This is a genomic window from Actinomadura sp. ATCC 39365, assembly GCF_054392275.1.
In genome coordinates this window covers 7,453,301-7,476,058 of record NZ_CP184335.1, presented here as the reverse complement: position 1 = coordinate 7,476,058, position 22,758 = coordinate 7,453,301, and the positions used below count along the sequence as shown (strand labels likewise).

17 protein-coding genes and 1 pseudogene are annotated in these 22,758 nt (G+C 73.9%); 9 read left to right on the top strand and 9 right to left on the bottom strand.

All coding sequences use genetic code 11. The annotated features are described in order from the left end of the window. Positions 1 to 28 precede the first annotated feature (28 nt). Entirely contained in the window at positions 29 to 628 is a 600-nt protein-coding gene (locus tag ACNF49_RS36455) for a TIGR03086 family metal-binding protein (RefSeq protein ID WP_482940418.1), read from the bottom strand. Positions 629 to 682: 54 nt separating this feature from the next. Then, positions 683 to 1,336, bottom strand: a complete 654-nt coding sequence (locus tag ACNF49_RS36450; RefSeq protein ID WP_357968870.1) for a TetR/AcrR family transcriptional regulator — start codon at positions 1,334 to 1,336, stop codon at positions 683 to 685. Positions 1,337 to 1,420: 84 nt separating this feature from the next. Between ACNF49_RS36450 and ACNF49_RS36445 the strand changes: the two genes are divergently transcribed. After that, entirely contained in the window at positions 1,421 to 2,965 is a 1,545-nt protein-coding gene (locus ACNF49_RS36445; RefSeq protein ID WP_482940417.1) for an FAD-dependent monooxygenase, read from the top strand. Between the two features lie 22 nt (positions 2,966 to 2,987). On the opposite strand, the gene ACNF49_RS36440 is transcribed toward ACNF49_RS36445, so the two are convergent. From ACNF49_RS36440 to ACNF49_RS36420, 5 genes are all read right to left on the bottom strand, one after another. Then, positions 2,988 to 4,250, bottom strand: coding sequence for a M20/M25/M40 family metallo-hydrolase (locus tag ACNF49_RS36440; protein ID WP_482940416.1), 1,263 nt, complete (start codon positions 4,248 to 4,250; stop codon positions 2,988 to 2,990). Continuing rightward, entirely contained in the window at positions 4,247 to 6,118 is a 1,872-nt protein-coding gene (locus ACNF49_RS36435) for a S9 family peptidase (RefSeq protein ID WP_482940415.1), read from the bottom strand. Before ACNF49_RS36435 ends, ACNF49_RS36440 begins: the two co-directional genes overlap by 4 nt. Positions 6,119 to 6,124: 6 nt before the next feature. Next, entirely contained in the window at positions 6,125 to 7,159 is a 1,035-nt protein-coding gene (locus ACNF49_RS36430) for a C39 family peptidase (protein WP_482940414.1), read from the bottom strand. A gap of 118 nt (positions 7,160 to 7,277) precedes the next feature. Then, positions 7,278 to 8,390, bottom strand: a complete 1,113-nt coding sequence (locus tag ACNF49_RS36425; RefSeq protein WP_357968885.1) for a DUF5925 domain-containing protein — start codon at positions 8,388 to 8,390, stop codon at positions 7,278 to 7,280. A gap of 56 nt (positions 8,391 to 8,446) precedes the next feature. Next, a complete protein-coding gene (locus ACNF49_RS36420; RefSeq protein ID WP_482940413.1) occupies positions 8,447 to 9,958 on the bottom strand; it encodes a serine/threonine-protein kinase in 1,512 nt (503 codons plus the stop codon). 95 nt (positions 9,959 to 10,053) lie between these two features. Between ACNF49_RS36420 and ACNF49_RS36415 the strand changes: the two genes are divergently transcribed. The 5 genes and pseudogenes from ACNF49_RS36415 (at position 10,054) to scpA (ending at position 17,659) form a co-directional block, all read left to right on the top strand. Continuing rightward, positions 10,054 to 11,919, top strand: a complete 1,866-nt coding sequence (locus ACNF49_RS36415; protein ID WP_357968891.1) for a CASTOR/POLLUX-related putative ion channel — start codon at positions 10,054 to 10,056, stop codon at positions 11,917 to 11,919. 42 nt (positions 11,920 to 11,961) lie between these two features. Beyond that, the gene (gene mtnA, locus ACNF49_RS36410; RefSeq protein WP_358005975.1) at positions 11,962 to 12,900 is read left to right on the top strand and encodes an S-methyl-5-thioribose-1-phosphate isomerase; all 939 of its coding nucleotides are present in this window, start codon (positions 11,962 to 11,964) and stop codon (positions 12,898 to 12,900) included. Between the two features lie 78 nt (positions 12,901 to 12,978). Then, the gene (locus ACNF49_RS36405; protein WP_482940412.1) at positions 12,979 to 13,758 is read left to right on the top strand and encodes a peptidoglycan recognition protein family protein; all 780 of its coding nucleotides are present in this window, start codon (positions 12,979 to 12,981) and stop codon (positions 13,756 to 13,758) included. A gap of 45 nt (positions 13,759 to 13,803) precedes the next feature. Further along, positions 13,804 to 15,518: pseudogene (locus tag ACNF49_RS36400) on the top strand (methylmalonyl-CoA mutase family protein). Then, positions 15,515 to 17,659 carry a methylmalonyl-CoA mutase gene (scpA, locus tag ACNF49_RS36395; RefSeq protein ID WP_482940411.1) on the top strand — a complete coding sequence of 715 codons (2,145 nt, stop codon included), beginning with the start codon at positions 15,515 to 15,517 and terminating at the stop codon, positions 17,657 to 17,659. Before ACNF49_RS36400 ends, scpA begins: the two are co-directional and overlap by 4 nt. A 22-nt stretch (positions 17,660 to 17,681) precedes the next feature. On the opposite strand, the gene ACNF49_RS36390 is transcribed toward scpA, so the two are convergent. Beyond that, positions 17,682 to 18,233, bottom strand: coding sequence for a hypothetical protein (locus tag ACNF49_RS36390; RefSeq protein ID WP_482940410.1), 552 nt, complete (start codon positions 18,231 to 18,233; stop codon positions 17,682 to 17,684). Next, a complete protein-coding gene (locus tag ACNF49_RS36385; protein ID WP_482940409.1) occupies positions 18,230 to 19,318 on the bottom strand; it encodes a serine/threonine-protein kinase in 1,089 nt (362 codons plus the stop codon). Before ACNF49_RS36385 ends, ACNF49_RS36390 begins: the two co-directional genes overlap by 4 nt. Positions 19,319 to 19,405: 87 nt before the next feature. On the opposite strand from ACNF49_RS36385, the gene meaB reads away from it, so the two are divergent. From meaB to ACNF49_RS36370, 3 genes are all read left to right on the top strand, one after another. Beyond that, a complete protein-coding gene (gene meaB, locus ACNF49_RS36380; protein WP_482940408.1) occupies positions 19,406 to 20,389 on the top strand; it encodes a methylmalonyl Co-A mutase-associated GTPase MeaB in 984 nt (327 codons plus the stop codon). Positions 20,390 to 20,557: 168 nt separating this feature from the next. Beyond that, positions 20,558 to 21,130, top strand: coding sequence for a hypothetical protein (locus ACNF49_RS36375; RefSeq protein WP_482940407.1), 573 nt, complete (start codon positions 20,558 to 20,560; stop codon positions 21,128 to 21,130). After that, positions 21,127 to 22,704 carry a CehA/McbA family metallohydrolase gene (locus ACNF49_RS36370; RefSeq protein WP_482940406.1) on the top strand — a complete coding sequence of 526 codons (1,578 nt, stop codon included), beginning with the start codon at positions 21,127 to 21,129 and terminating at the stop codon, positions 22,702 to 22,704. The genes ACNF49_RS36375 and ACNF49_RS36370 overlap by 4 nt, the downstream gene beginning before the upstream one ends. Positions 22,705 to 22,758 lie beyond the last annotated feature (54 nt).

Below are 22,758 nucleotides of genomic sequence, written 5' to 3'. Positions count from 1 at the left end.
CGCCGGTCGGGCGGGGCGCAGGCGGGCCTCAGGCGGCCGGCGACCAGTGCGGGTCGCGGCCGAGGTAGCGCAGCAGGGCGGCGACCTCGTCGCCGGAGGCGTCGTCCGGCAGCGCCTCGGCGTAGGCGCCCCACGGCCGCAGCGGGTCGGCGATCTGCCGGGCGACCTCCAGCATCGGCCCGGCCATCTCCGGCGTCAGCGGCGAGGGCTGGCCCGTGGCCACGGCGATGTCCCAGGCGTGCACGGCCGCGTCGAGTGCGCAGGCCGTCGAGCCCGCCCACGGGGACATCTTGTTCGGCGGCACCGGCGTGGCCACCTCGGCGGCGTCGCGGTCGACCGCGGCCCACGCCCTGGCCGAGCGGGTCAGCGCGTCCTCAAGCTCGGCCGCCGGGTCGGCGCCCGGCTCGGCGGGCGGGTCGAACGGGTTGAACGCCGGCCCGGCCTCGCCCGTGAGCGTGGCGGCGAAGCCGATCTGGTCGCCGACCGCGTGCTTGAAGACCTTGGTGACGCTCCACTCGGAGCAGGGGGTCGGCAGGTCCCAGCCGCCGGCCGGGATGCCGCTGACGGCCTTGCGCAGCGCCTCGTGCGAGGCGTCCAGAACGTCCCAGCCGCTGATGATGTCGCCCATGTGGAGCTCCTTTCGAGATGTCTCCACTATAGCAGAACGGAATGCTTTGTTCCACTAGTTTGCGACGGCCTGTGCGAGACCGTCGATCAGCAGGTCCAGGGCCTGTTCGAAGTCGGCGGCCGGATCGACGCCGCCGCGCGTCCAGCGGAGCAGCCTGGCGAAGTGCGGCAGATGGCCGGGGTCGAGGGCGCGGATGTAGACGCCGACCTGTTCCTCGCCGGCGTGCCGGCCGGGGGCGCCGCCGAAGCCGCCGGTGGACAGCAACAGGGTGCCGAACACCAGGCCGTTCACGGCGGTCAGCGCCCGCCAGGCGCCCAGGTCGTCGAAGCCCGCCGCGTACAGCGTGCCCACCAGGCCGTCGAGGGTCCGTAGGGCGTGCGGCGAGGTCGGGTTGGACCGGTCGGTCGCCAGTGCCAGCGGGACCACGGGATGGCGGCTGAACGCCCGGTGCATGTTGCGCGCCGTGACGCGCAGCTGCTCCTGCCACGGCAGCCCCGGGTCGGGCGGCTCCACCTGGCCGAACACCAGCTCCACGATGCCGTCGACCAGGTCGGCCTTGTTCGAGACGTGGTTGTAGAGCGACATCGCCTCCACGCCGAGCACCTTCGCCAGCCGTCGCATCGACAGGCCGTCGAGGCCCTCGCTGTCCGCCAGCTCCAGGGCTGCGGCCAGCACTTTGTCCCGGTTCAGTGGCTCGCGCCGTGCCATCGGCTCTCCCTTCGCGCTTGACAGAGCTTACGGTGTACGTGCTCTACTTACGACGTAAGCATACGGCGTAAGTAAGGAGTCGGCATGACCGACGTGATCATCGTGGGCGGCGGGCCGGTCGGCCTGCTGCTGGCCTGCGAGCTCCGGATCGGCGGCGCCCGGCCGCTGGTCCTGGAGGCCGCAACCGGGGAGGAACGCGTGACCCGCAGCCTCGGCCTGCGCTCGCTCAACGCCCGCACCCTGCACTCCCTGGAGCTGCGCGGGCTGGTGGAGCCGCTGACCGAGGCGCAGTGGAGAATGCTCGACGAGCTGGCCACCGGCCCCGGGCCGGACCGCTCCGACATGGTCGGCATGATGACTGAGCTGCTGAAGAAGGGCATGATGCGCGGCCACTTCGCCGGCCTGCCGCTGCTGGCGCAGGACGGCACGGCCGAGTACGCCATGCTCAAGCAGCACCGCATCGAGGCCGTGCTGGCCGCGCGGGCCGCCGAGCTCGGCGTGCCGGTCAGTCACGGCCGCGCCGTCGTGGACGTCACCCCGCACGCCGACCGCGTGGTGGCCACCCTGGCGGACGGCGAGCGCGTCGAGGCCGCCTACCTGGTGGGCTGCGACGGCGGGCGGAGCCTGGTGCGCAAGCGGTCCGGGTTCGCCTTCTCCGGCACGCCCGCCACCATGACCGGCAGGACGGCCGTGGCCACGCTGACCGGGCCGGTCAGCTCGTCCCTGCGCAGCCCGGGCGGGCTGGTGAACCTGTCGCTGGTGCCCGGGGAGATCGCGACCATCGAGTTCGACGGCGGCCCCGGCGACACGCCCTCCGGGCGGGACGCGCCGATGACCGCCGAGGAGCTGGCGGGCAGCCTGCGCCGGGTGACGGGGGAGGACGTCGGAGTCGCCCACCTGGAGGCCGGCATCCGCTACAGCGACAACACCCGGCACGCCGACTCCTACCGCAAGGGGCGCGTCCTGCTGGCTGGGGACGCCGCCCACGTGCACTCGCCGATCGGCGGCCAGGGGCTCAACCTGGGGCTGCAGGACGCCGTCAACCTGGGGTGGAAACTGGCGCTGGTCGCCCGCGGCGCGGCCCCGGAGAGCCTGCTGGACACCTACACCGCCGAGCGTCACCCGGTGGCGGCCCGCGTGCTGCGCAACACCCGCGCCCAGGTGGCGGCGATGCGCCCGGGAGCCCAGGTGGACGCGCTGCGCGAGGTGCTGGCGGAGGTGATGGCGCTGCCGGACGCCGAGCGCCACTTCACCCGCATGGTCGAGGGCACCGACGTCGACTACGCGCCCGCCGCGCCCGACCCCCGCGTGGGCCGCTTCACCCCGTCCTTGACCGCCACGCCGCCGGACTCACGAGCCGCGACGGCGGACCGGGCGGGACGGCCGGTCGCGGAGTTGCTGCGGGACGGGCGGGGGCTGCTGCTCGACCTGTCCGGCGGCGCGGACCCGAGCGTGCCGGCTGACGTGCCCGCGGGCCACCGCGACCGCGTGCGCCCGGCCGTGGCCGACGTGCCCCAGGCCGGGGGCGGGGCGCTGCTGCTCCGTCCCGACGGTTACGTCGCCTGGGCGGGCGGGGCGGGGAACGGCCTGGAGGAGGCGCTGACCGCCTGGTTCGGCCCGGCGTCATGAGGGCGTCGCCGGGCCGGGACGGTCAGGTGAGCAGCCGGGTCAGCACGCGGGTGCCGAACTCCAGGCCCTCCACCGGCACCCGCTCGTCCTTGCCGTGGAACATGCCGAAGTAGTCCAGGTCGGGCCGGAGCATGAGCGGGGCGAAGCCGTACCCCTGGATGCCGATGGTGGCGAAGGACTTGGCGTCGGTGCCGCCGCTCATCACGTACGGGACCGGCCGCGCCTGCGGGTCCTCGGCCACCAGCGCCCCCGCCAGCTCGTCGAAGAACGCCGACGGGTACGGCGCGGCGGGCGCCTCCTCCAGGTTCACGAACTCACGGGTGATCTTCGGCCCGAGCAGCTCGTCGATCGTCGCGAGGAACTCCTCCTGCAGCCCAGGCAGGTACCGGCCGTCCACGTGCGCCGAGGCCGTCGAGGGCACCACGTTCACCTTGTACCCGGCCTCCAGCATCGTCGGGTTCGCCGAGTTGCGGATCTGGCCGTGGAACAGCTCGCCGAGCGGGCCCAGCCGGGCGGCCTCGGCGTCCAGCCGGTCCAGGTCGACCGGCTGCCCGGTGATCTCCGACAGGCTCTCCAGGAGCGCGGCGACCGACGGCGTCAGGCGTACCGGCCACTGGTGCGCGGCGACCCGCGACAGGGCGTGGGCCAGCGTGGCGACGGGGTTGTCCACGGCGGGCCGCGAGCCGTGGCCGGCCACGCCGTGCGCGGTCACCTTCATCCAGGCGGTGCCGCGCTCGCCGACGGCGATCGGGTAGACGCGCCGCCCGCCGGACTCGACGCTGAAGCCGCCCGACTCGCTGATGGCCTCGGTGACGCCGTCGAACAGGTGCCGGTGCTCGGTCACCGCGTACCGGGAGCCGTGGTCGCCGGTCGCCTCCTCGTCGGCCAGGAAGGCCAGCACCAGGTCCCGCTTCGGCCGCACGCCGCGCGCCGCCATGTCCAGCACGGCCGCGAGCGTCATCGCGCACGAGCCCTTCATGTCCACCGCGCCCCGGCCGTACACGCAGCCGTCGGTGATCTCGCCGGAGAACGGGTGCATCCGCCACTCGGCGGGGTCGGCCGGCACCACGTCCAGGTGGCCGTGGACGAGCAGCGCGTCGGAGGAGTCGCCGTCGATCCTGGCCACGACGGTGGTGCGCCGGGGCGCCGACTCGAACACCACCGGCTCCAGCCCCGCGTCGGCCAGCAGCGTGGCCACGTACTCGGCCGCCGGGCGCTCGCCCGAGCCCGGGTTGGTGGTGTCGAACCTGATCAGGTCCGAGCAGATCTCGGCGACGCTCTTCACGCTCTCCCCTTCAGCGTCAGCGGCGGGACGCCGGGCGTCTCCAGGCCGAAGATCAGCCCGTAGAAGGCCAGCTCGGCCTCCAGCACCGCCACGATGGTCTCTTCCCTGCGCCAGCCGTGCTGCTCGCCGGCGAAGGTGAGCAGAGCCCACTGTTTGCCGTGCTTGTCCAGTTCGGCGGTGAATCGCTCGGCCTGGCTCACGTCCACGATCGCGTCCTCAAGACCGTGCAACATGAGGCATGGGCCCGATGCCCGGGCCGCGTTCAGGAGCGGCGAGCGGTCGGTGTACCGCTGCCGCGTCTCGGGCAACGGGCCCACCAGGCCGTCGAGGTAGCGGGACTCGAAGTCGTGCGTCTCGGCCGCCCAGCTCTCCGGGTCGGTGATCGCGTAGTGCGCGACGCCGCCCGCGAACACGTCGCTGTGCACCAGCGCGGCCACCGTGGTCCAGCCGCCGGCGCTGCCGCCCCGGATCGCGATCCTGGCCGCGTCCGCCCGGCCGAGCTGCACCAGCCCGCGCGCCACCTTGGCGCAGTCCTGGACGTCCACCACGCCCCACTGGTGCCGCAGCCGCTCGCGGTAGGCCCGGCCGTAACCGGTCGAGCCGCCGTAGTTCACCACGGCCACGCCGATCCCTCGGCTGGTGAAGTAGGCGACCTCCAGGTCCAGCACGACCGGCGTGTTCCCGGTCGGGCCGCCGTGCACGAAGATCACGTACGGCGCCGGCCCGGCGACCCCGGCCGGCGGGTGGAGATGGGCGTGCACGCCCTCGATCGTCACCGCCTCCGGCGTGGGCAGCAGCGCCCGGTCGGGCAGCGGCTTGGGGGCCGAGACGACCTCGTGCCCGCCCGTGGCGAGATCGACCAGCGTGACCTCCAGCGGCGTGTACGGCGTCGCCCCCACCGCCACCGCCTTGCCCCCGGCCGCCGACACCGTCGAGGCCCAGTACGTGTGCCCGGCCCCGCCGATCTCGCGCAGGCCGCCCGTCGCCGGGTCGAGCACGCCCAGGCGGCGGTGGTCGGCGGTGCCGTACACGACGACCAGCTGCTCGCCCGCCGGGGCCAGGCAGGCCAGGCCCGGCTTCCAGGCCGCCGCGCCGAACTCCAGCTCCACGGGGGTGAGGTTGCGCGAGGGGGAGCCGTCGAGGTGCACGAGGTGCACGTTCCACCAGCCGGTCGGGTCGGTGACGGCGTACAGGGACTCCTCGTCGCGCCACTCGGCCTGGGTCACCGACTCCTCCGGGCCGCCGGCCACGACCCGGTGGGGGCCCGCGACGCCGTCCGGGGACAGGTCGGCCACGCACAGCTCGGTGCCGTCCCAGGGCATGTCGGGGTGGTTCCAGCCGATCCAGGCGATCCGGGTGCCGCCGGGGGACAGGCGGGGGTTCATGAGGAAATGGTGGGCGCGGGCGACGACCCTGAGCGGGCCGCCGTCCAGGGAGACCGCGACCAGGTCACGCGCGTCGCCGATCTCGCGGACCGCCCACACCTCGTCGCGACCGGGCGGCAGGTAGAGGTCGCCGTACCGGGCCGGGCCCTCGGGCGTGAGGGCGACCGGGTCGGCGGCCTTCGCGGGGGAGGCGTCCAGGCGGTAGAGCCGCTGGTCGGCCCAATTGGTGAAGACCAGGCCGCCGCCCGGCAGCGGGCGCCAGGAGCGGCCGCCGTACTCGACCAGGCGGTTGCGGGCGTTCCAGCCCGGAGGCAGCGCGTCGGCGCGCGAGCCGTCGGGCAGGCGGCGCACCACGCAGCGCCTGCCGCCCTCGTGCGGGCGCGGCTCGTCCCACCACACCTCCACGCCCTCGGGCGTGGCCACGGCCTCCACCCACTGGGGGCCGCCGTCGGTACGCGCCACATCGATCGGTCGAATACTCATGAAAGATCACCAATTGCCGTTGGTACAGGGAGGCAGCGGGTGCCCGGGCGGGTGGAGGACGTACACGATGCCGCCGCTGCCCGAGCTCCTCAGCCACACGTTCTCGAACGCTGCCCGCGGGTAGATCCGCCGAACCTCGCCGTCCGCGGGCGCGGCGGGGTCGTTGACGACGACGTCGCCCCCGGCGGTGAAGCCGGTGACGACGAGGATGTGGCCGTTCGTGGAGTAGCCGGAGCCGGGCAGCTCGTGGGCCCGAAACGACAGCGAGGCGATCACCGGGATCCCCGCCAGGACGAACGCCTCCAGCTCGGCCGCCGACAGCAGCCTGGTCACGAAGCCGGTCAGCCCGTAACGCCCGGCGTAGGCCACGTTGAACGGCCAGTTCCCGGTGCCCTGGTAGCTGTCGTCGTAGGTGCCCATGGCCGCGTGGTCCACCGCCGGGGCGGGGTCGTCCGCGCCCACCCAGGCGAGCTCGCCGGGCTCGGGGCCGCGGCCCCAGAAGGCCAGCACCATCGCCACCGAGGCGGGGCTGCACCAGTTCGCGCCGCCGCCGTCCCAGCGCGGGTGGTGCCCGGCGTGCGCGTACTGGGAGTGGCCGGGCACGTCCAGCTCGACGTGCCCGGCCACCCCTGGCGTGCTCACCGTGACCGGACGCTGCGGCAGGGCCGAGGCCAGCACGCCGAGAGAGGTCATCCGCGCGCCCTCGCCGCGCGCGGTGACCCTCGTCTGGAACGCCACGACCGGGAGCCTGGCCACGAACGTGTCCACGGCCACGTCGCCGTCCTCGTCGCCCTGGCCGGGCACCGAGGTGCGCGGCCCGTGCTCGGACCACCGGCCCATGACGTACCACTTGGTCAGCGTGCCCGCCCCGGTCCTGGCCCGCAGCTCCACCTCGACCTCGCCGCCCGGCGGGGTGCGCGCGGTCCACGAGGGCACGAGCTGGGTGGCCGCGAAGCCGACCCGGTGTTCCTCGCTGGTCCACGTGCCTCCGGGCACGGTGAGGCGGGTGAAGGCGACGCGCGCCAGATCGACGGTGAGCACCAGCCATATTGTGGTTTCACACCCGGTGTCGCACATCGGTTGGTTTACGTACCAGCCCGGACGTGCCCCCGGCGCACGGGACGCCGGAGACGCGCGTGGCGCCCCCGGCGGGGTCGGATCAGAGGTAGAGACCGGTGGACTCGTCGGCGCCCGCCGGGGCGATCGCGCGGCCCGCGCGCAGGGCGTACAGCTCGGCGAGGGTCGCCCCCGAGGCGCCGACGCCCTGCGACGACCCCAGCCAGGAGACGGCCTCGTCCCTGGTCAGCGGGCCCACCTCGATCTGCGCCAGGCACCGGCCCGGACGGATCACGGCCGGGTGCAGGCGGGTCAGGTCTTCGTTCGTGGTGATGGCCACCAGCACGTCGCGGCCCTGGCCGAGCAGGCCGTCGGTGAGGTTGAGCAGCCGCGACAGCCCCTGCCCCGCCTGGGCCTTGGCGCCCGAGCTGATCAGCTCGTCGCAGTCCTCCAGCACCAGCAGCCGCCACCGCTGCGTGTCCTCGTCGGTGTCGTAGCCGACCGCCACCTCCATCAGGTAGCCGGGGTCGTTGAACAGCCGCTCGGGGTCGAGCACGCAGTCGACCTGGCACCAGTCGTGCCACTGCTTGGCCAGCGTGCGCAGCAGCGTGGTCTTGCCGGTGCCCGGCTGGCCGTGCAGCAGGATGAGCCGGCCGTTGACGTCGGCGGGCGTGGTCGCCATCAGGCGGCCGAGCGCCGGGCGCACCTGCGCCGAGTAGTTCGTGCCGATCTCGTCCCACGGCTGGGCGGTGATCGGCTTCTCCGACCGGTTGCCGCCGTGGGAGCCGCGCCACCAGAAGCCCATCTCGACGTGGTCGGCGTCGGGCATCGGCTCCTCGGCGCCGTCGATGCTCTCCTTCAGCACCGAGGTGGCCAGCTCCTCGTTCACCGCCGTCACGCTGACCGTGGCGGTGCGGTTGCGGTGCCGCACGACCCGCAGCGTCCAGCCCTCGCCGCAGATGAGCCGCGACTCCGAACCGTCCTCCACCTGCGCGGTGCGCAGCACCCGACCCTCGGCCGGCCGCAACCGGGCGTCCGGACGTACGCGCTCCAGGTTGGCCAGCTTGGACCAGGGCTGGACGCCGGTCGCGAACGGCGACAACGCGAGGGCGTCGATGACGTCGATCGCTGAGTCGGCGTCGTCGATCCAGATGTTCATCGGCAGCTCGGACGAGGAGTCCGCGCTGGGGAACGGCACCTCCCTGATCACAGACATAGGTAAAGGATCTCCTTCGTGGGCTCGGATGTCGAAGGGTTATGCGAGCGGTTCGTTCACTTCTTGCCGAGATCGCCGGTCTGGGTGACCATGCCCAGGCCGGGCACGTCACGCCAGGTGTAGGTGAGAGTGTCGCCTTCAAGCTCCAGCCAGACAGTACCCGGGATGCAGCCGCCCGTGGACGTCCCGAGGGAGAAAGTCAGCCGGTCCGGGCGCACCTCGGTCAGGGTGATCGTGGCGGCGCAGTCGACCTGGGAGTCCTTCTCGTTCCAGGCCGCCCGCGACCGGCCGGCCTTCAGTTCCACCGTGTTCTCGGCGCCGTCGGGGTCGAGCGGGTTGGTGGTGTCGGTGTGGCCGGACCAGGTGCCGGCGAAGGCCGCCGGGATCTTCAGATCGCCGGTGCCGTCGGGGGTCGCGGTGGCCGTCCTGGAGGTGGCGGCGGGCGTACCGGTGGCCGTGGACGGCGGGGCGGACGGCCGGGTGGACAGAGCTGTGGCCGTGGACGGCGGCGGGGTGGTCCGGGTGGCGGTCGAGCCGGGCGTACGGGTGGTCAGCAGCACCACGCCGCCGGCCACGGCCAGGGCCAGCAGGACCGCCCCGGCGCCGGCGAGGGCGCGGCGTCCCCGATTTCGGCCCGCGCGGCTCTCGCGCGTGTCGGCCGCCTTGGGATCGGGACCCAGAGGCCCCGCTCCGGACCCCGCGGCCGGCCCCGTTCCTGGTCCCGTTCCCGGCCCCGCGGTCGGCGTCGCGGCCGGGCTGGGGGCGACGAGGGTCATCAGCAGGGCCGCGGCCGTCGGACGGCGGGCCGGGTCCTTGGCCAGGGCGGCGGCGACCGGCCCGCGCAGCCGGGACGGCAGCGCCGACAGGTCGGGCTCGGCGTGCAGCACCCGGTGCAGCACCGCAGGCACGGTGTCCGCCCCGAACGGGCTGACCCCCGTGGCCGCGTAGACCATCGTCGCCGCCCACGCGAACACGTCGGAGGCCCCGGAGGCGGGCGAGCCCGCGATCTGCTCCGGCGACAGGTACGCGGGCGTGCCGACCAGCCCCGAGGTGTGCGTCGCCGCCCCCTCGGCCCTGGCGATGCCGAAGTCCACCACCCGCGGCCCGTCCGGCCCGAGCAGCACGTTGGACGGCTTGAAGTCACGGTGGACGATCCCGGCCGCGTGGATGGCCGCCAGCGCGGTGGCCGTGCCGACCGCCAGGCGCTCCAGCTCCCCGCCGCGCAGCGGCCCGCGCCCGGCCGCACTCCCGGCACCCCGCCCGGACACGCGGTCGGCCAGCGAGGGCCCGTCCACGAACTCGCTCACCACGTACGGCCGCGAGCCCCGCGTCGAGACGTCGAGCACGCGGGCCGTGCAGAAGGAGGCGATCGACTCCAGCGCGTCGAGCTCGCGCGCCAGCCTGACCCGGGTCTCCTGGTCACCGGCGTTGAGCAGCTTGACCGCGACCGGCTCCCCGAAGGGGGAGCGGGCCAGGTAGACCACGCCCTGCCCGCCCTCGCCCAGACGCCCGGCCAGGCGGAAATCGCCCAAGAACGCCGGATCGTCCGGTGTGAGGGGGATCACCATGGCGGCTACGTTACCGCTCGCCATGCGGAAGCCAAGATCGCCCGGTACCTTGTGACGTCGGTTTAAATCACTCCTTACACGGAGGTATCGGGGAAGTGTCGAGGGTCACGGTCCGCGAACGGGCGCGGTACTGGTTCGACAACACCATGTCCAGGGGGACGGCCTCGCTCATCGGCTGGCTCGCGGTGGTGTCGGTCGCGCTCATCCTCGTGGTGGCCGCGCTCACGCTCTGGCTCGCGCCCGACGAGCCCGACGGCGTCAGCGGCCCGGGGCAGGTGTTGTGGGTCGCCCTCATGCACGCCCTCACCCCCAGCAAGGTCGCCAGCGACAAGGGCTCGTTCGGCTACATGACCGTCATGTTCGCCGGGTCGCTCGGCGGCATCTTCATCGTCAGCATGCTCGTCGGCCTGCTGTCCAACGGCCTCAAGCAGAAGGTGGACCGCCTGCGCAGGGGCCGCTCGCGCATCGTCGAGTCCGGCCACACCGTGGTGCTCGGCTGGTCCGACCAGGTGTTCACGATCGTCACCGAGCTCGTCAAGGCGCACGCCAGCCAGAAGAACTCGGTCATCGCCGTCCTGGCCGACCGCGACAAGCTCGCCATGGAGGAGGACATCCGCGAGCACGTCGGCGACCTGGGCAGGACCCGCCTGGTCTGCCGCACCGGACGTCCCACCGAGCCGCGCGACCTCGGCCTGATGAACCTCACCACGGCCAGGTCCGTCGTCGTGCTCTCCCCCGAGGGCGAGGACCCCGACGCGCACGTCATCAAGATCCTGCTCGCCCTGGCCAAGCGGGCCGGCTCCCACCCGCCCGTGGTCGCCGCCCTGGCCTCCGCCCGCAACCTGGCCGCCGCCCGGCTGGCCGGCGGCGAGGACGTGCACCTCGTCGACTCCGACGACACCGCCTCCCGGCTGATCGTGCAGTCCTCCCGCCAGTCCGGCATGTCCGTCGTCTGCATGGACCTGCTCAACTTCGACGGCGGCGAGATCTACCTGCGCGCCGACGAGGAGCTGGTCGGCGCCACCTACAGCCAGGCCCTGCACGCCTACGAGACCGCCGCCGTCATCGGCTTACGCGGCCCGGCCGGCGTCGTGCTCAACCCGCCCATGGACACCGTCATCACGGCCAAGGACCAGGTCGTCGTCATCGCCCACGACGACTCCCACATCACGCTCGCCACCGGCGAGCCCCCGATCGACGAACAGGCCGTCACCACCGCCGCCGCCCCCCAGCCCGAGCCCGAACGCACCCTCCTGCTCAACTGGAACGGCCGCGCCGAGCAGATCGTGCGCTACCTGGACGGCTACGTCTCCCCGGGCTCGGTCCTGGACATCGCCGCCGACCACCCCAAGGCCGGCACCGGCCTGACCGGGCTGCGCACCCTCACCGTCAACGTCAAGGACTGCGACACCACCGACCGGTACGCGCTGGAATCCCTCGGCGTCGGCCTCTACCAGCACGTCATCGTGCTCTCCGACGACCGCTTCGACCCCCACCACGCCGACACCCGCACGCTCATGACCCTGCTCCAGCTCCGCGACATGCAGAGCACGCTCGGCGAGCACTACTCGATCGTCAGCGAGATGCACGACGAGGGCAACCGGGCGCTGGCCGAGGTCACCGAGGCCGACGACATCGTCATCAGCGACACCGTCATCGGCCTCCTGCTGGCCCAGCTGGCCGAGAACCGGCACCTCGCCGACGTGTTCGGCTACCTGTTCGACTCGCACGGCTCGGAGATCTACCCCAGGCCCGCCGCCTCCTACGTCGGGACCGGCGCCGAGGTCACCTTCGCCACCATCGTCGAGGCGGCCCGGCGCAGGGGCGAGACCGCGATCGGCTACCGCGACAACGTCTCCAGGAACGTCCCGCCGCACTACGGCATCGTGCTGAACCCCGCCAAGAGCGACACCGTCGTCCTCGGCCGGCAGGACTCGGTGATCGTCCTGGCCGAACGCTGACCCCACGGCCCCGCCCGGGAGCCGTGGGTTACCGTGTGCGGCGTGAGGACCATCGACTGGGCCGGCGACGCCATCGAGCTCGTGGACCAGACCCTGCTGCCCGGCCGGTGCGTGCGGCTGCGCGTCGAGACCGTGGCCGAGCTCGTCGCGGCGATCAGGCGGCTGGCCGTGCGCGGTGCCCCCGCGCTCGGCGTGGCCGGCGCGCTCGGCGTCGTGCTCGCCGACGGCGACCTCGGCCAGATCGCCGAGCTGCGCGCGGCCCGCCCCACCGCCGCCAACCTGGCCTGGGGCGTCGACCAGGCCGCCGCCCACCTGGACAAGGGCCGGCAGGCGGTGCTGGCGGCCGCGCTGCGGATCCGCGACGACGACATCGCCGCCTGCCTGGCCATGGGCGAGCGCGGCGCCGGCCTGCTGGAGGGCGACCGGCTGCGGATCATGACCGTGTGCAACACCGGCGGCCTGGCCGCCGTCGAACGCGGCACCGCCCTCGGCGTTGTCCAGACCCTGCACGAACGCGGCCGCCTGGCCGAGGTGCTCGCCCTGGAGACCCGCCCGCTGCTCCAGGGCGCCCGGCTCACCACCTGGGAACTGGCCAGGATGGGCGCCCCGCACCGGCTGGTCGCCGACTCGGCGGGGCCGTACCTGCTGGCCAAGGGCGAGGTGGACGCGGTGCTCATCGGCGCCGACCGCATCGCCGCCAACGGCGACACCGCCAACAAGATCGGCTCGTACGCGCTCGCGCTCGGCGCCGAACGGGCCGGAGTGCCGTTCATCGTGGTCGCCCCCGAGTCCACCATCGACGCCGCCACCCCGACCGGCGACCACATCGAGATCGAGGACCGCGACCCCGAGGAGCTCCTCACCGTCGGAGGTGTACGCCTGGCGCCCGAGGGCACACAGGCGCTGAACCCCGCGTTCGACGTGACGCCGCACGATCTGATCACCGCGATCGTGACCGAACGGCGGGTGATCAGGCCGTGAAATAGCGCGATCCCCGGACCTGTTCACCTCGCTGGCGTTACGCTCGGTCGTCCCGATATCTACTCTCGGAGAGCACTCGTGGACATCGATCTGGTGTTACGCCGCGACTGGCAGGCCCGCGCGCCCCGCGGCTCCTACACCCAGCTTGACTCAACCAAGGGCGTCAAGGTCCACTACACCGGCGGCCGGGTCGAACCCGCCATCGTGTCCGACCACGCCGGCTGCGTCTCCCTCGTGCGATCGATCCAGGGCTATCACATGGACGGCAACGGCTGGATCGACATCGGCTACAGCTTCGTCGCCTGTCCGCACCGGAAGGTGTTCGAGGGGCGGGGGCTGCATCATCTGCCGGCGGCCAACGGTCCCGGGCTCAACGCCGGTCACTACGCCGTGCTCGGGCTGGTCGGCAACGCCGGGCTCGTGCAGCCGCCCGACGCGATGCTCGAGGCCGTCCTCGACGCCGTCCAGTACGTCCGCGACCGGGGCGGCGCCGGCAAGGAGATCAAGGGCCACCGCGACGGCTACTCGACCGACTGCCCCGGCGACCCCCTGTACGCCTGGATCAAGCGCGGCGCGCCCCGCCCCGGCGGCGGCACCACCCCGCCGCCGCCCAAGGGCGCGCCGCCCTTCCCCGGCCGGTTGCTGAAGTACCCGCCGGTCATGGAGGGCGAGGACGTGCGCACGTGGCAGCGGCAGATGACCAAGCGCGGCTACGACCTGACCGTCGACGGCGCGTACGGCGCCCGGTCCCGCGACGTGTGCCGCAAGTTCCAGCGCGAGCAGGGCGTCGAGGACGACGGGATCGTGGGCCCGCTCACGTGGAGGCTGGCCTGGGAGGCGCCGACGGCTGACGGGTAACCCCCGGATTACTGCGGCGGCCGGGCAGCGCCTACTATCCGTTGCATGGAACTGGCAGCGGGCTTTCCTCCCACCACTCGCGACGACTGGCGGAGGCTGGCGGTCGAGGTCCTGCGCAAGTCGGGGGTCGAGGCGGGCTCGCCGGAGGAGGCGCTGTCCAGCCCGACCTACGACGGCGTGCCGGTAGCGCCGCTCTACGACGCGGGCGACCTGCCGGGCGATCCGGGGCTGCCGGGCGCGCCGCCGTTCACGCGGGGGCGCGGGCGCGGCCCGGCTGGGACGTCCGGCAGCGGCACGCCGTGGCCGACCCCGAGGCGGTGCTGGCCGACCTGGAGAACGGCGTCACCTCGCTCTGGCTGGTCGTCGGCGACGGCGCGATCCCGGTGGACGCGCTGCCCGCCGTGCTGAAGGACGTCTACCTCGACCTGGCCCCGATCGTGCTGGAGGCGGGGGAGCACACGCGGGAGGCCGCCGAGACGCTGTTCGGCCTGGCCGCCGCCAAGGGCGTCACGCCCAGCGGCAACCTGGGCGCGAGCGGCGGCGAGGGGGCGGAGCTGGCCGGGCGGTGCGTCGCGGTCCCGGGGCTGCGCGCGGTCATGGTCGACGCCACGCCGTACCACGACGCGGGCGCCGCCGACGCCGAGGAACTGGGCTGCTCGATCGCGCGGGGCGTGGCCGAGTTGCGCACGCTCACCGGCGCCGGCCTCACAGTTGAGCAAGCGCTAGGCCAGATCGACTTCCGGTACGCCGCCACCGCCGACCAGTTCGCCACCATCGCCAAGCTGCGCGCGGCGCGCCGGTTGTGGTCCAGGGTGGCCGAGGTGTGCGGCGCCGCCGAGCACGGCGGCCAGCGCCAGCACGCCGTCACCAGCGCGGCCATGATGACCGCCCGCGACCCCTGGGTGAACATGCTGCGCACCACCCTGGCCTGCTTCGCGGCGGGCGTCGGCGGCGCGGAGGCGGTCACCGTGCAGCCGTTCGACGCCGCGCTGGGCCTGCCCGACGCCTTCTCCCGGCGCATCGCCCGCAACACGCAGTCGCTGCTGCTGGAGGAGTCGGGGATCGGGCGGGTGGCCGACCCCGCCGGCGGCTCCTGGTACGTCGAGCGCCGCACCGAAGACCTGGCCGAACGCGCCTGGGCGTGGTTCCAGGAGATCGAGGCCGCCGGCGGCGTGGCGGCCGCCGGCGAGCTGATCGAGCGGCGCGTCGCCGCCACCCGGGCCCGCCGCGACGACGACATCGCCCACCGGCGTTTCCCGATCACCGGCGTCAGCGAGTTCCCCGACCCCGGCGAGAAGCCGCTGCGCCGGCCACCCGCCCCCGCCGGGCGGCCCGTGGCCCGCTACGCCCAGGAGTTCGAGGCGCTGCGCGACGTCGCCGACGCCCTGCCCGAGCGTCCCAAGGTGTTCCTGGCCACCATCGGGCCGGTCGCCGCGCACACCGCGCGGGCCTCCTTCGCCGCCAACCTGTTCCACGCCGGCGGCCTGGCCACCGAGACCGCCGGGCCGGGCGCCGACCCCGAGCAGATCGCCACCGCCTTCGCCGTGAGCGGCGCCGCCGTCGCCTGCCTGTGCTCCACCGACAAGCTGTACGCCCAGCACGCCCGCGCCGTGGCCGCCGCCCTGCGGCACGCGGGGGCGAGACGCGTCTGGCTGGCGGGGAAGGGAGACTACGAGGGCGTGGACGCCTGCCTGTACGCGGGGTGCGACGCGCTCGCCGTGCTCCGTCAGACGTTCGAGGACCTGGAGGTGCTGCGATGATCCCCGACTTCTCGGGCGTCCCGCTCGGGCCGGGGGCCGGCTCCGGTGCGGAGGCCGTCCCCGGGGGCGAGGTGTGGGAGACGCCGGAGGGCATCGGGGTCAAGCCGCTCTACACGGCCGCCGACCTCGACGGGCTCGACTTCCTGCGCACCTATCCCGGAGCGGCCCCGTACCTGCGCGGGCCCTACCCCACCATGTACGTCAACCAGCCCTGGACGATCCGCCAGTACGCGGGCTTCTCCACGGCCGAGGACTCCAACGCCTTCTACCGGCGCAACCTGGCGGCCGGGCAGAAGGGCCTGTCGGTCGCCTTCGACCTGGCCACGCACCGGGGCTACGACTCCGACCACCCGCGCGTGGCCGGCGACGTGGGCATGGCCGGGGTGGCGATCGACTCCATCTACGACATGCGGCAGCTCTTCGACGGCATCCCGCTCGACCGCATGTCGGTGTCGATGACCATGAACGGCGCGGTGCTGCCCGTGCTCGCGATGTACATCGTGGCGGCCGAGGAGCAGGGCGTCGCGCCGGAGGAGCTGGCCGGGACCATCCAGAACGACATCCTCAAGGAGTTCATGGTCCGCAACACCTACATCTATCCGCCGGCCCCCTCGATGCGCATAATCTCGGATATTTTCGCTTATACGAGCGAAAAGATGCCGAAATTCAACTCGATCAGCATTTCTGGTTATCACATCCAGGAAGCCGGGGCGACCTGCGACCTCGAACTCGCCTACACCCTCGCCGACGGCGTCGAGTACCTGCGCGCCGGGATCGCCGCCGGGATGGACGTCGACCGGTTCGCCCCCCGGCTGTCGTTCTTCTGGTGCATCGGCATGAACTTCTTCATGGAGGTCGCCAAGCTGCGCGCCGCCCGGCTGCTGTGGGCCAAGCTGGTGTCGCGGTTCGGGGCGGCCAACCCCAAGTCGCTGAGCCTGCGTACGCACAGCCAGACCTCCGGCTGGTCGCTCACCGCCCAGGACGTCTTCAACAACGTCGCCCGCACCTGCGTCGAGGCCATGGCGGCCACCCAGGGCCACACCCAGTCGCTGCACACCAACGCCCTCGACGAGGCGCTCGCGCTGCCCACCGACTTCTCGGCCCGCATCGCCCGCAACACCCAGCTGCTGCTGCAGCAGGAGTCGGGCACCACCCAGGTGATCGATCCCTGGGGCGGCTCCTACTACGTCGAGCGGCTCACCCACGACCTCGCCGAGCGCGCCTGGGCCCACATCGGGGAGGTCGAGGCGGCCGGCGGCATGGCCAGGGCCATCGAGGCGGGCCTGCCCAAGCTGCGCATCGAGGAGGCGGCGGCCCGTACCCAGGCCCGCATAGACTCCGGCCGCCAGCCGGTCATCGGGGTCAACAAGTACCGCGCCGCCGACGACGAGCCCATCGAGGTGCTCAAGGTCGACAACAGCGCCGTACGCGCCCAGCAGCTCGACAAGCTGGCCCGGCTCCGGGCCGAACGCGACGGCGAGGGCGTGCAGCGCGCGCTCGACGCGCTCACCAAGGCCGCCGAGAACCCCGCGCCGGGCCTGGAGGCCAACCTGCTCAAGCTGGCCGTGGACGCCGCCCGCGCCAAGGCCACCGTCGGTGAGATCTCCGACGCCCTGGAGCGGGTGTTCGGCCGGCACGCCGAGCAGGTGCGTACCATCTCCGGTGTGTACCGCGACGAGTCCGGCCCCGCCGAGGCCATCGAGCGCGTCCGCCGCGCCTGCGCCGACTTCGAGCGGGACGAGGGCCGCCGCCCGCGCATCCTGGTCGCCAAAATGGGCCAGGACGGCCACGACCGGGGCCAGAAGGTGATCGCCACCGCCTTCGCCGACCTGGGCTTCGACGTCGACGTCGGCCCGCTGTTCCAGACGCCGGAAGAGGTGGCCAGGCAGGCGGTCGAGGCCGACGTGCACATCGTGGGCGTCTCGTCGCTGGCGGCCGGGCACCTCACGCTGGTGCCCGCGCTCCGGAGTGCCCTGGCCGACCTCGACGCCGGGGACATCATGATCGTGGTGGGCGGCGTCATCCCGCCGGGCGACCACGACGAGCTGCGCGCCGCCGGCGCCGCCGCCATCTTCCCGCCGGGCACGGTGATCGCCGACGCTGCCCTCGACCTGCTCCGGACGCTCACCGGCCGCCCCTGACCCTCGGGGCGGCCCGCCCGGGTCAGAGGGCGTCGTCGCAGATGGTGACGGCGATGGTGCGCTGGCGGGCCACCGGCGCGGTGATCCGCAGCGTGACGCTGTGGGGGCCGGCGTCCGTCAGCGCGGTCGGCGAGGTCAGGTGCCGGGGGCCGTTCTCGGCGACCGTGGCCGAGGAGCGGGCGGTGACCGTGCCGTCGACGATCCAGGTGTAGCGGAGGGTGACCGGGTCGCCGGTTCTGGTCACCGCCGCCTGGAGCCGTACCGTGCCGTCCCAGCAGTCGCCGTTCCTGGTGCCGCCGGACGGGCGCAGGGGGGCCAGGGTGAGGCGGTCGGGGGCCGGGGTGGTGCCGGAGGTGCTCTCCTCCTGCGGCCCGGGGACGGGGGTGCGGGTGTGCCGCGGGCGTCGCGTGGGGGAGGTCGTCGTGGCGGGGGTGGGTGCCGGGGCGGGGGCGGTGGTCACGTCGGCCACGTGGGTGGCCTTGGGCGTGGGCGTCGAGGGAGTGAGCCAGACGATGGCGCCCGACAACACCAGCACGGACACCCCGGAGACCCCGGCGACCATCGCCGTCTTCACCCGCCGCCGAACCCTGACCTTGGGCGCGGCCCCCGGCTTGGCGGCCTGCGCGGCCGCGGCCGGGGCCTGCGGTTGCGGGGGTCCCCCGTGGGCAAGGGGCGGCGTGCCCGCGACCAGGCGCAGCCCAGTGGTCCCCGACGCGGCATCCGACCCCCGGAGGCCGCCGGGCGGGCCGACGCCCCGGCAGGCATCGGGCGGGTCGGCGTTCCGGCGGGTGCCGGGTGGGTCGGGGGGCCCGGCGGTGACGGGTGGGGCGAGGGGCCCGGCGGTGACGGGTGGGGCGAGGGGCCGGAGGTGGCCGAGGAGGTGGTGAGCAGGTGGCGGAGGACGTCGGCCATGGGCGGGCGGCGGGCGGGGTCCTTGGCCAGGCAGGCGAGGACCACGCCGAGCAGCGGCTGCGGCAGGTCGCCGGTGCGGGGTTCGTCGTGCAGGATGCGGTTGATCACCGCCGGCAGCGAGTCCTCGCCGAACGGCGGCATCCCCGTCGCCGCGAAGACGATCACCGACGCCCACGCGAACACGTCCGCGGCCGGGCCCGCCTCCTGCCCCGAGAGCTGCTCGGGCGCCATGTACGCGGGCGTGCCCGTGATGGCGCCGGTCGCGCTCACCCCCGTCCCGAACGCCGCCGAGACGCCGAGGTCGGTCACCCGCGGACCGTCCGGCCCGAGCAGCACGTTGGACGGCTTGAAGTCGCGGTGCGCGACGCCCGCCCGGTGCGCGTCGGCCAGCGCCGTCGCGGTCGTCACCGCCAGCCGCCGCAGCTCGTCCGCGCCGCGCAGCGCGCCGGTCTCCTGGAGGGAGGGCCCGTCCACGTACTCGGTCACGACGTACGGGCGGCCCCTGACCGAGGCGTCGAGCACCCGCGCGACGCAGGACGGCTCCACGGCACGCGCGGCGGCGATCTCCCTGGCGAACGGCTCACCGGCGGTGACGCCCTCGGCGAGCACCTTGACGGCCACCGGACCGCCGTCGCGCCCGCGGGCGAGGTAGACGACACCGTGGCCGCCCGCGCCGAGCCGTCCGGCCAGCCGGTAGGGTCCCACCGCCGCCGGGTCGCCCTCGCGGAGGGGTTCGACGTTGGGCATGAGGGGAGTGACTCCTGTGACGGCTGTGATCAGAACTCCAGCACCTTACTGGCAAATAACGGGACTTGTCAGAAGTTAGGCTGATCAATGAGAAAGAAAGGGGTGAACCGCGTGCGCTCGCTGGAGGACTACGCCCAAGGCGTACGGGCAGGCTCCCGTACGTGGATCGCCCGCGCGATCACGCTGGTCGAGTCGACCAGACCGGACCACATGGCGCTGGCCCAGCGGCTGCTCGTCGAGCTCACCCCGCTGTCCGGCCGGGCCCGCCGGGTCGGCGTCTCGGGCGTACCCGGCGTGGGCAAGTCCACGTTCATCGACGCGCTCGGCACGTACCTCACCGGCCAGGGGCGCCAGGTGGCCGTGCTGGCCGTCGACCCCTCCTCGACCAGGACGGGCGGCAGCATCCTCGGCGACAAGACCCGGATGGCCCGGCTGTCGGCCGATCCGGCCGCGTTCATCCGCCCGTCGCCGACCTCCGGCACGCTCGGCGGCGTCACGAAGGCGACCAGGGAGGCCATGGTCGTGGTGGAGGCCGCCGGGTTCGACGTGGTGCTGGTCGAGACCGTCGGGGTCGGGCAGTCGGAGACCGCCGTGGCCGACATGGTGGACACGTTCCTGCTGCTCACCCTGGCCCGTACCGGCGACCAGCTCCAGGGGATCAAGAAGGGCGTGCTGGAGCTGGCCGACGTGATCGCGGTCAACAAGGCCGACGGCGAATACGAGCTCGCGGCCAGGAAGGCGGCCAGGGAACTGGCCGGAGCCCTGCGCATGCTCCGCTCGGACGCCGGGCCGCCGCCCGTCCTGACCTGCAGCGGGCTCACCGGGGACGGCCTGGAGGAGCTGTGGCGGCGGGTCCTGGCCCATCAGGACTCGCTGGACCTGGCCGCCAAGCGCCGCCGCCAGCAGGTGCAGTGGACCTGGACGCTGGTCCGCGACCGCCTGCTCGCCGAGCTGCGCCACGACCCCGAGGTGGCGGCGATCACGGCGGACGTCGAGCGGGAGGTGCTGGCGGGGGAGCTGACCCCGGCGCTCGCCGCCGACCGCCTGCTGTCGGTGTTCAAGCGGCCCTGACGGCCGGCGGTGGTCGCCGGGAGCTGTCCACTCCCCGGAGGAACAGACTTGCGCCCGGGGGAGAAATATCCGTATCCGCAGCGTCATCTCCGATCCGACGGCTTGAGCGGGACATGTCACGATGTCGCGCAACCGACGTGGGGAGAAGCGCAGATGTGTGCGGAACCGATGCTGCCCGAAACGGTCGCGGGGGCCCTGGAGGAGTACGGTCGCCTGCTGGCCGAGCACGGCATCACCTGGGGCGAGCCGGAGATCCACTACGTGAAGTTCTTCGCCCGGCGCAGGGTGCTGCCGCCCTCGCTGTTCGGCACGTTCTGGCGCCTGGCCTTCGAGGAGGCCGGGCGGCTGCACCGGGGGCAGCCGATCGACCGGCTGGCCGCCCACCTCGCCGAGCCCGACTACGACCGGGTGCTGCGCGACACCCTCGCCGGCGAGCTGCCGCCGCACCTGACCGCGCTGCGCGTCGGCCCGGACCGGATCGAGCTGCGGGGAGCGCCGATCACCGTCCTGGCCCCGGGGGCGCCTTCGGGCCCGCGCTGGGTGGGCGAGGTGCCGGTCGCGGGCGCCCGGCCCGCGACGGCCGTTCAGTCCCCGCCGCCGCCCCCCGGGCGGGGGGAGGAGAAGATCTTCCTGCTCGTCGACTCCTCCCGCGACACCCCCTGCCCGGTCAGCGTGGACGACGCCCAGCGCGAGCTGGCCCCCACGGGGCCTGGCTGGTCGAGGCCGACGCCGGCAGCGTGATCGTGGCCGACGGGCAGCGCGTCAGGCTCGATCCCCTGCTACGCCCGGTGCCCGCCGCCCGGCTCACCTTGGTGGCGGGGGAGCCGTGCCGGTGGAGCGTCGCCTCCCGGGACGGCCGCGGCTGGTACCCGCCCGGCGTCCCGGCCCGTCACGACTACCACGGCAGGCCCTACTTCCACGGTGACGGCCGCACGCTCGACGTCCCGGCCGAACCGCTGACGATCACCGTCACCAGGGGCATGGAGTACGCCGAGTCCACCCTGGACGTCACCCTGGCCCCGGGCGAGGAACGCCTGCTCCGGCTCTCCCCGGAACGCCTCTACGACGCCGCCGCCCGCGGCTGGTACGGCGGCGACCTGCACGTCCACCTCAACTGGGCCGGCGACCTGGTGGGCCTGCCCGCCGACGCGGCCGCCGCCCAGCTCGGCGAGGACCTGCACGTGCTCAACCTGCTGGCCGGGAACGTCTCCGGGCCGCGCGTCTACGACCGGGAGGCCCTCGACCACTGGGCGGGGGCGGACCTGCCCTGGTCCGACGCCACCCACCTGGCCCGCATGGGCGTCGAGTACCGCAACGATCTGCTCGGCCACGTCTACGCCTTCGCCCCGGAGCGCGCGCCGGGCCGCTTCCACACCGGGTTCGCCGGCGACGCCGACTGGCCGCCGAACGCCGAGGGGCTGCGGGAGCTGCGCGGCCTCGGCGCGCTCCTCGGCTACAGCCACCCCTTCGCCACGCCGCTCGCCGACGGCGATCCGCCCAGGGCAGTCGTCTCCCCGGTGCCGCGCAACTGCGCCGCCCGCGAGCTGGTCGCCGACGCCGCGCTCGGTCTGGTGGACAGCCTCGACGTGCTCACCCACGCCTCGATCCCGTCCACGGCGGCCGTCTACCGGCGGCTGATCGGCGCCGGCAACCGGCTCGCCGTCACCGCCGGGACCGACTCGATGATCTCCTTCACGCGTTCGGACAACCAGTCCAACCCGCCCGGCTGGGCCCGCGTCTACGCCCGGGTGGAGGGCGAGCTGACCGCCCGCGCGTTCGCCGACGCGGTACGGGCGGGCCGCACGTTCGCCACCACCGGCCCCTGGCTGGAGCTGACGGTGGACGGGCACGGCCCCGGCCACGTCATCGACGCCCGCCCCGGCGACCACGTCCGCGTCACCGCCACCGCGATCGGCCCGGAGGTGGCCGCCGTGCGCGTCCGTACGGCCGAGGGCGTGCGCGCGGGCGCGGAACGGCTCCCGGCCGACGAGCGGCGCCCGGACGGCGAGGAGCGGCTGACCGTGACGGCCGACCTGCGCGTGGACGAGCCGACGTACGTGGTGGCCGAGGTCGTGTGCGACCCGCACCCGCGCACCATGACCGGCACCGGCTACGCCCTGACCAGCCCCGTCTACGTGGACATGGCCGACCGCCGGGTGGCCAGGCGGGACGACGTGCGCTGGTGCCTGGAGTGGCTGGACCTGCTGGAGGAGCTGATCAGGTCGCACGCCCGCCTGACCGCCCCCGGCCAGCTCGCCGACCACGTCGCCCTGCTGGACCAGGCCAGGGAGGTCTACCGGGGCCGCCTGTCCTGACCTCCCGCGGTTCCCGTCCGCCCGCGCGATGCCTGACCCCGCGCGGTCCCTGAG

What these genes read in the sequence shown, in the direction of transcription:
- ACNF49_RS36455 (WP_482940418.1), bottom strand. Translation starts at nt 628, where the DNA reads ATGGGCGACATCATCAGCGGCTGGGACGTTCTGGACGCCTCGCACGAG.
- ACNF49_RS36450 (WP_357968870.1), bottom strand. Translation starts at nt 1,336, where the DNA reads ATGGCACGGCGCGAGCCACTGAACCGGGACAAAGTGCTGGCCGCAGCC.
- ACNF49_RS36445 (WP_482940417.1), top strand. Translation starts at nt 1,421, where the DNA reads ATGACCGACGTGATCATCGTGGGCGGCGGGCCGGTCGGCCTGCTGCTG.
- ACNF49_RS36435 (WP_482940415.1), bottom strand. Translation starts at nt 6,118, where the DNA reads ATGAGTATTCGACCGATCGATGTGGCGCGTACCGACGGCGGCCCCCAG.
- ACNF49_RS36425 (WP_357968885.1), bottom strand. Translation starts at nt 8,390, where the DNA reads ATGTCTGTGATCAGGGAGGTGCCGTTCCCCAGCGCGGACTCCTCGTCC.
- ACNF49_RS36420 (WP_482940413.1), bottom strand. Translation starts at nt 9,958, where the DNA reads ATGGTGATCCCCCTCACACCGGACGATCCGGCGTTCTTGGGCGATTTC.
- scpA (WP_482940411.1), top strand. Translation starts at nt 15,515, where the DNA reads ATGATCCCCGACTTCTCGGGCGTCCCGCTCGGGCCGGGGGCCGGCTCC.
- ACNF49_RS36385 (WP_482940409.1), bottom strand. Translation starts at nt 19,318, where the DNA reads ATGCCCAACGTCGAACCCCTCCGCGAGGGCGACCCGGCGGCGGTGGGA.
- meaB (WP_482940408.1), top strand. Translation starts at nt 19,406, where the DNA reads ATGAGAAAGAAAGGGGTGAACCGCGTGCGCTCGCTGGAGGACTACGCC.
- ACNF49_RS36375 (WP_482940407.1), top strand. Translation starts at nt 20,558, where the DNA reads ATGCTGCCCGAAACGGTCGCGGGGGCCCTGGAGGAGTACGGTCGCCTG.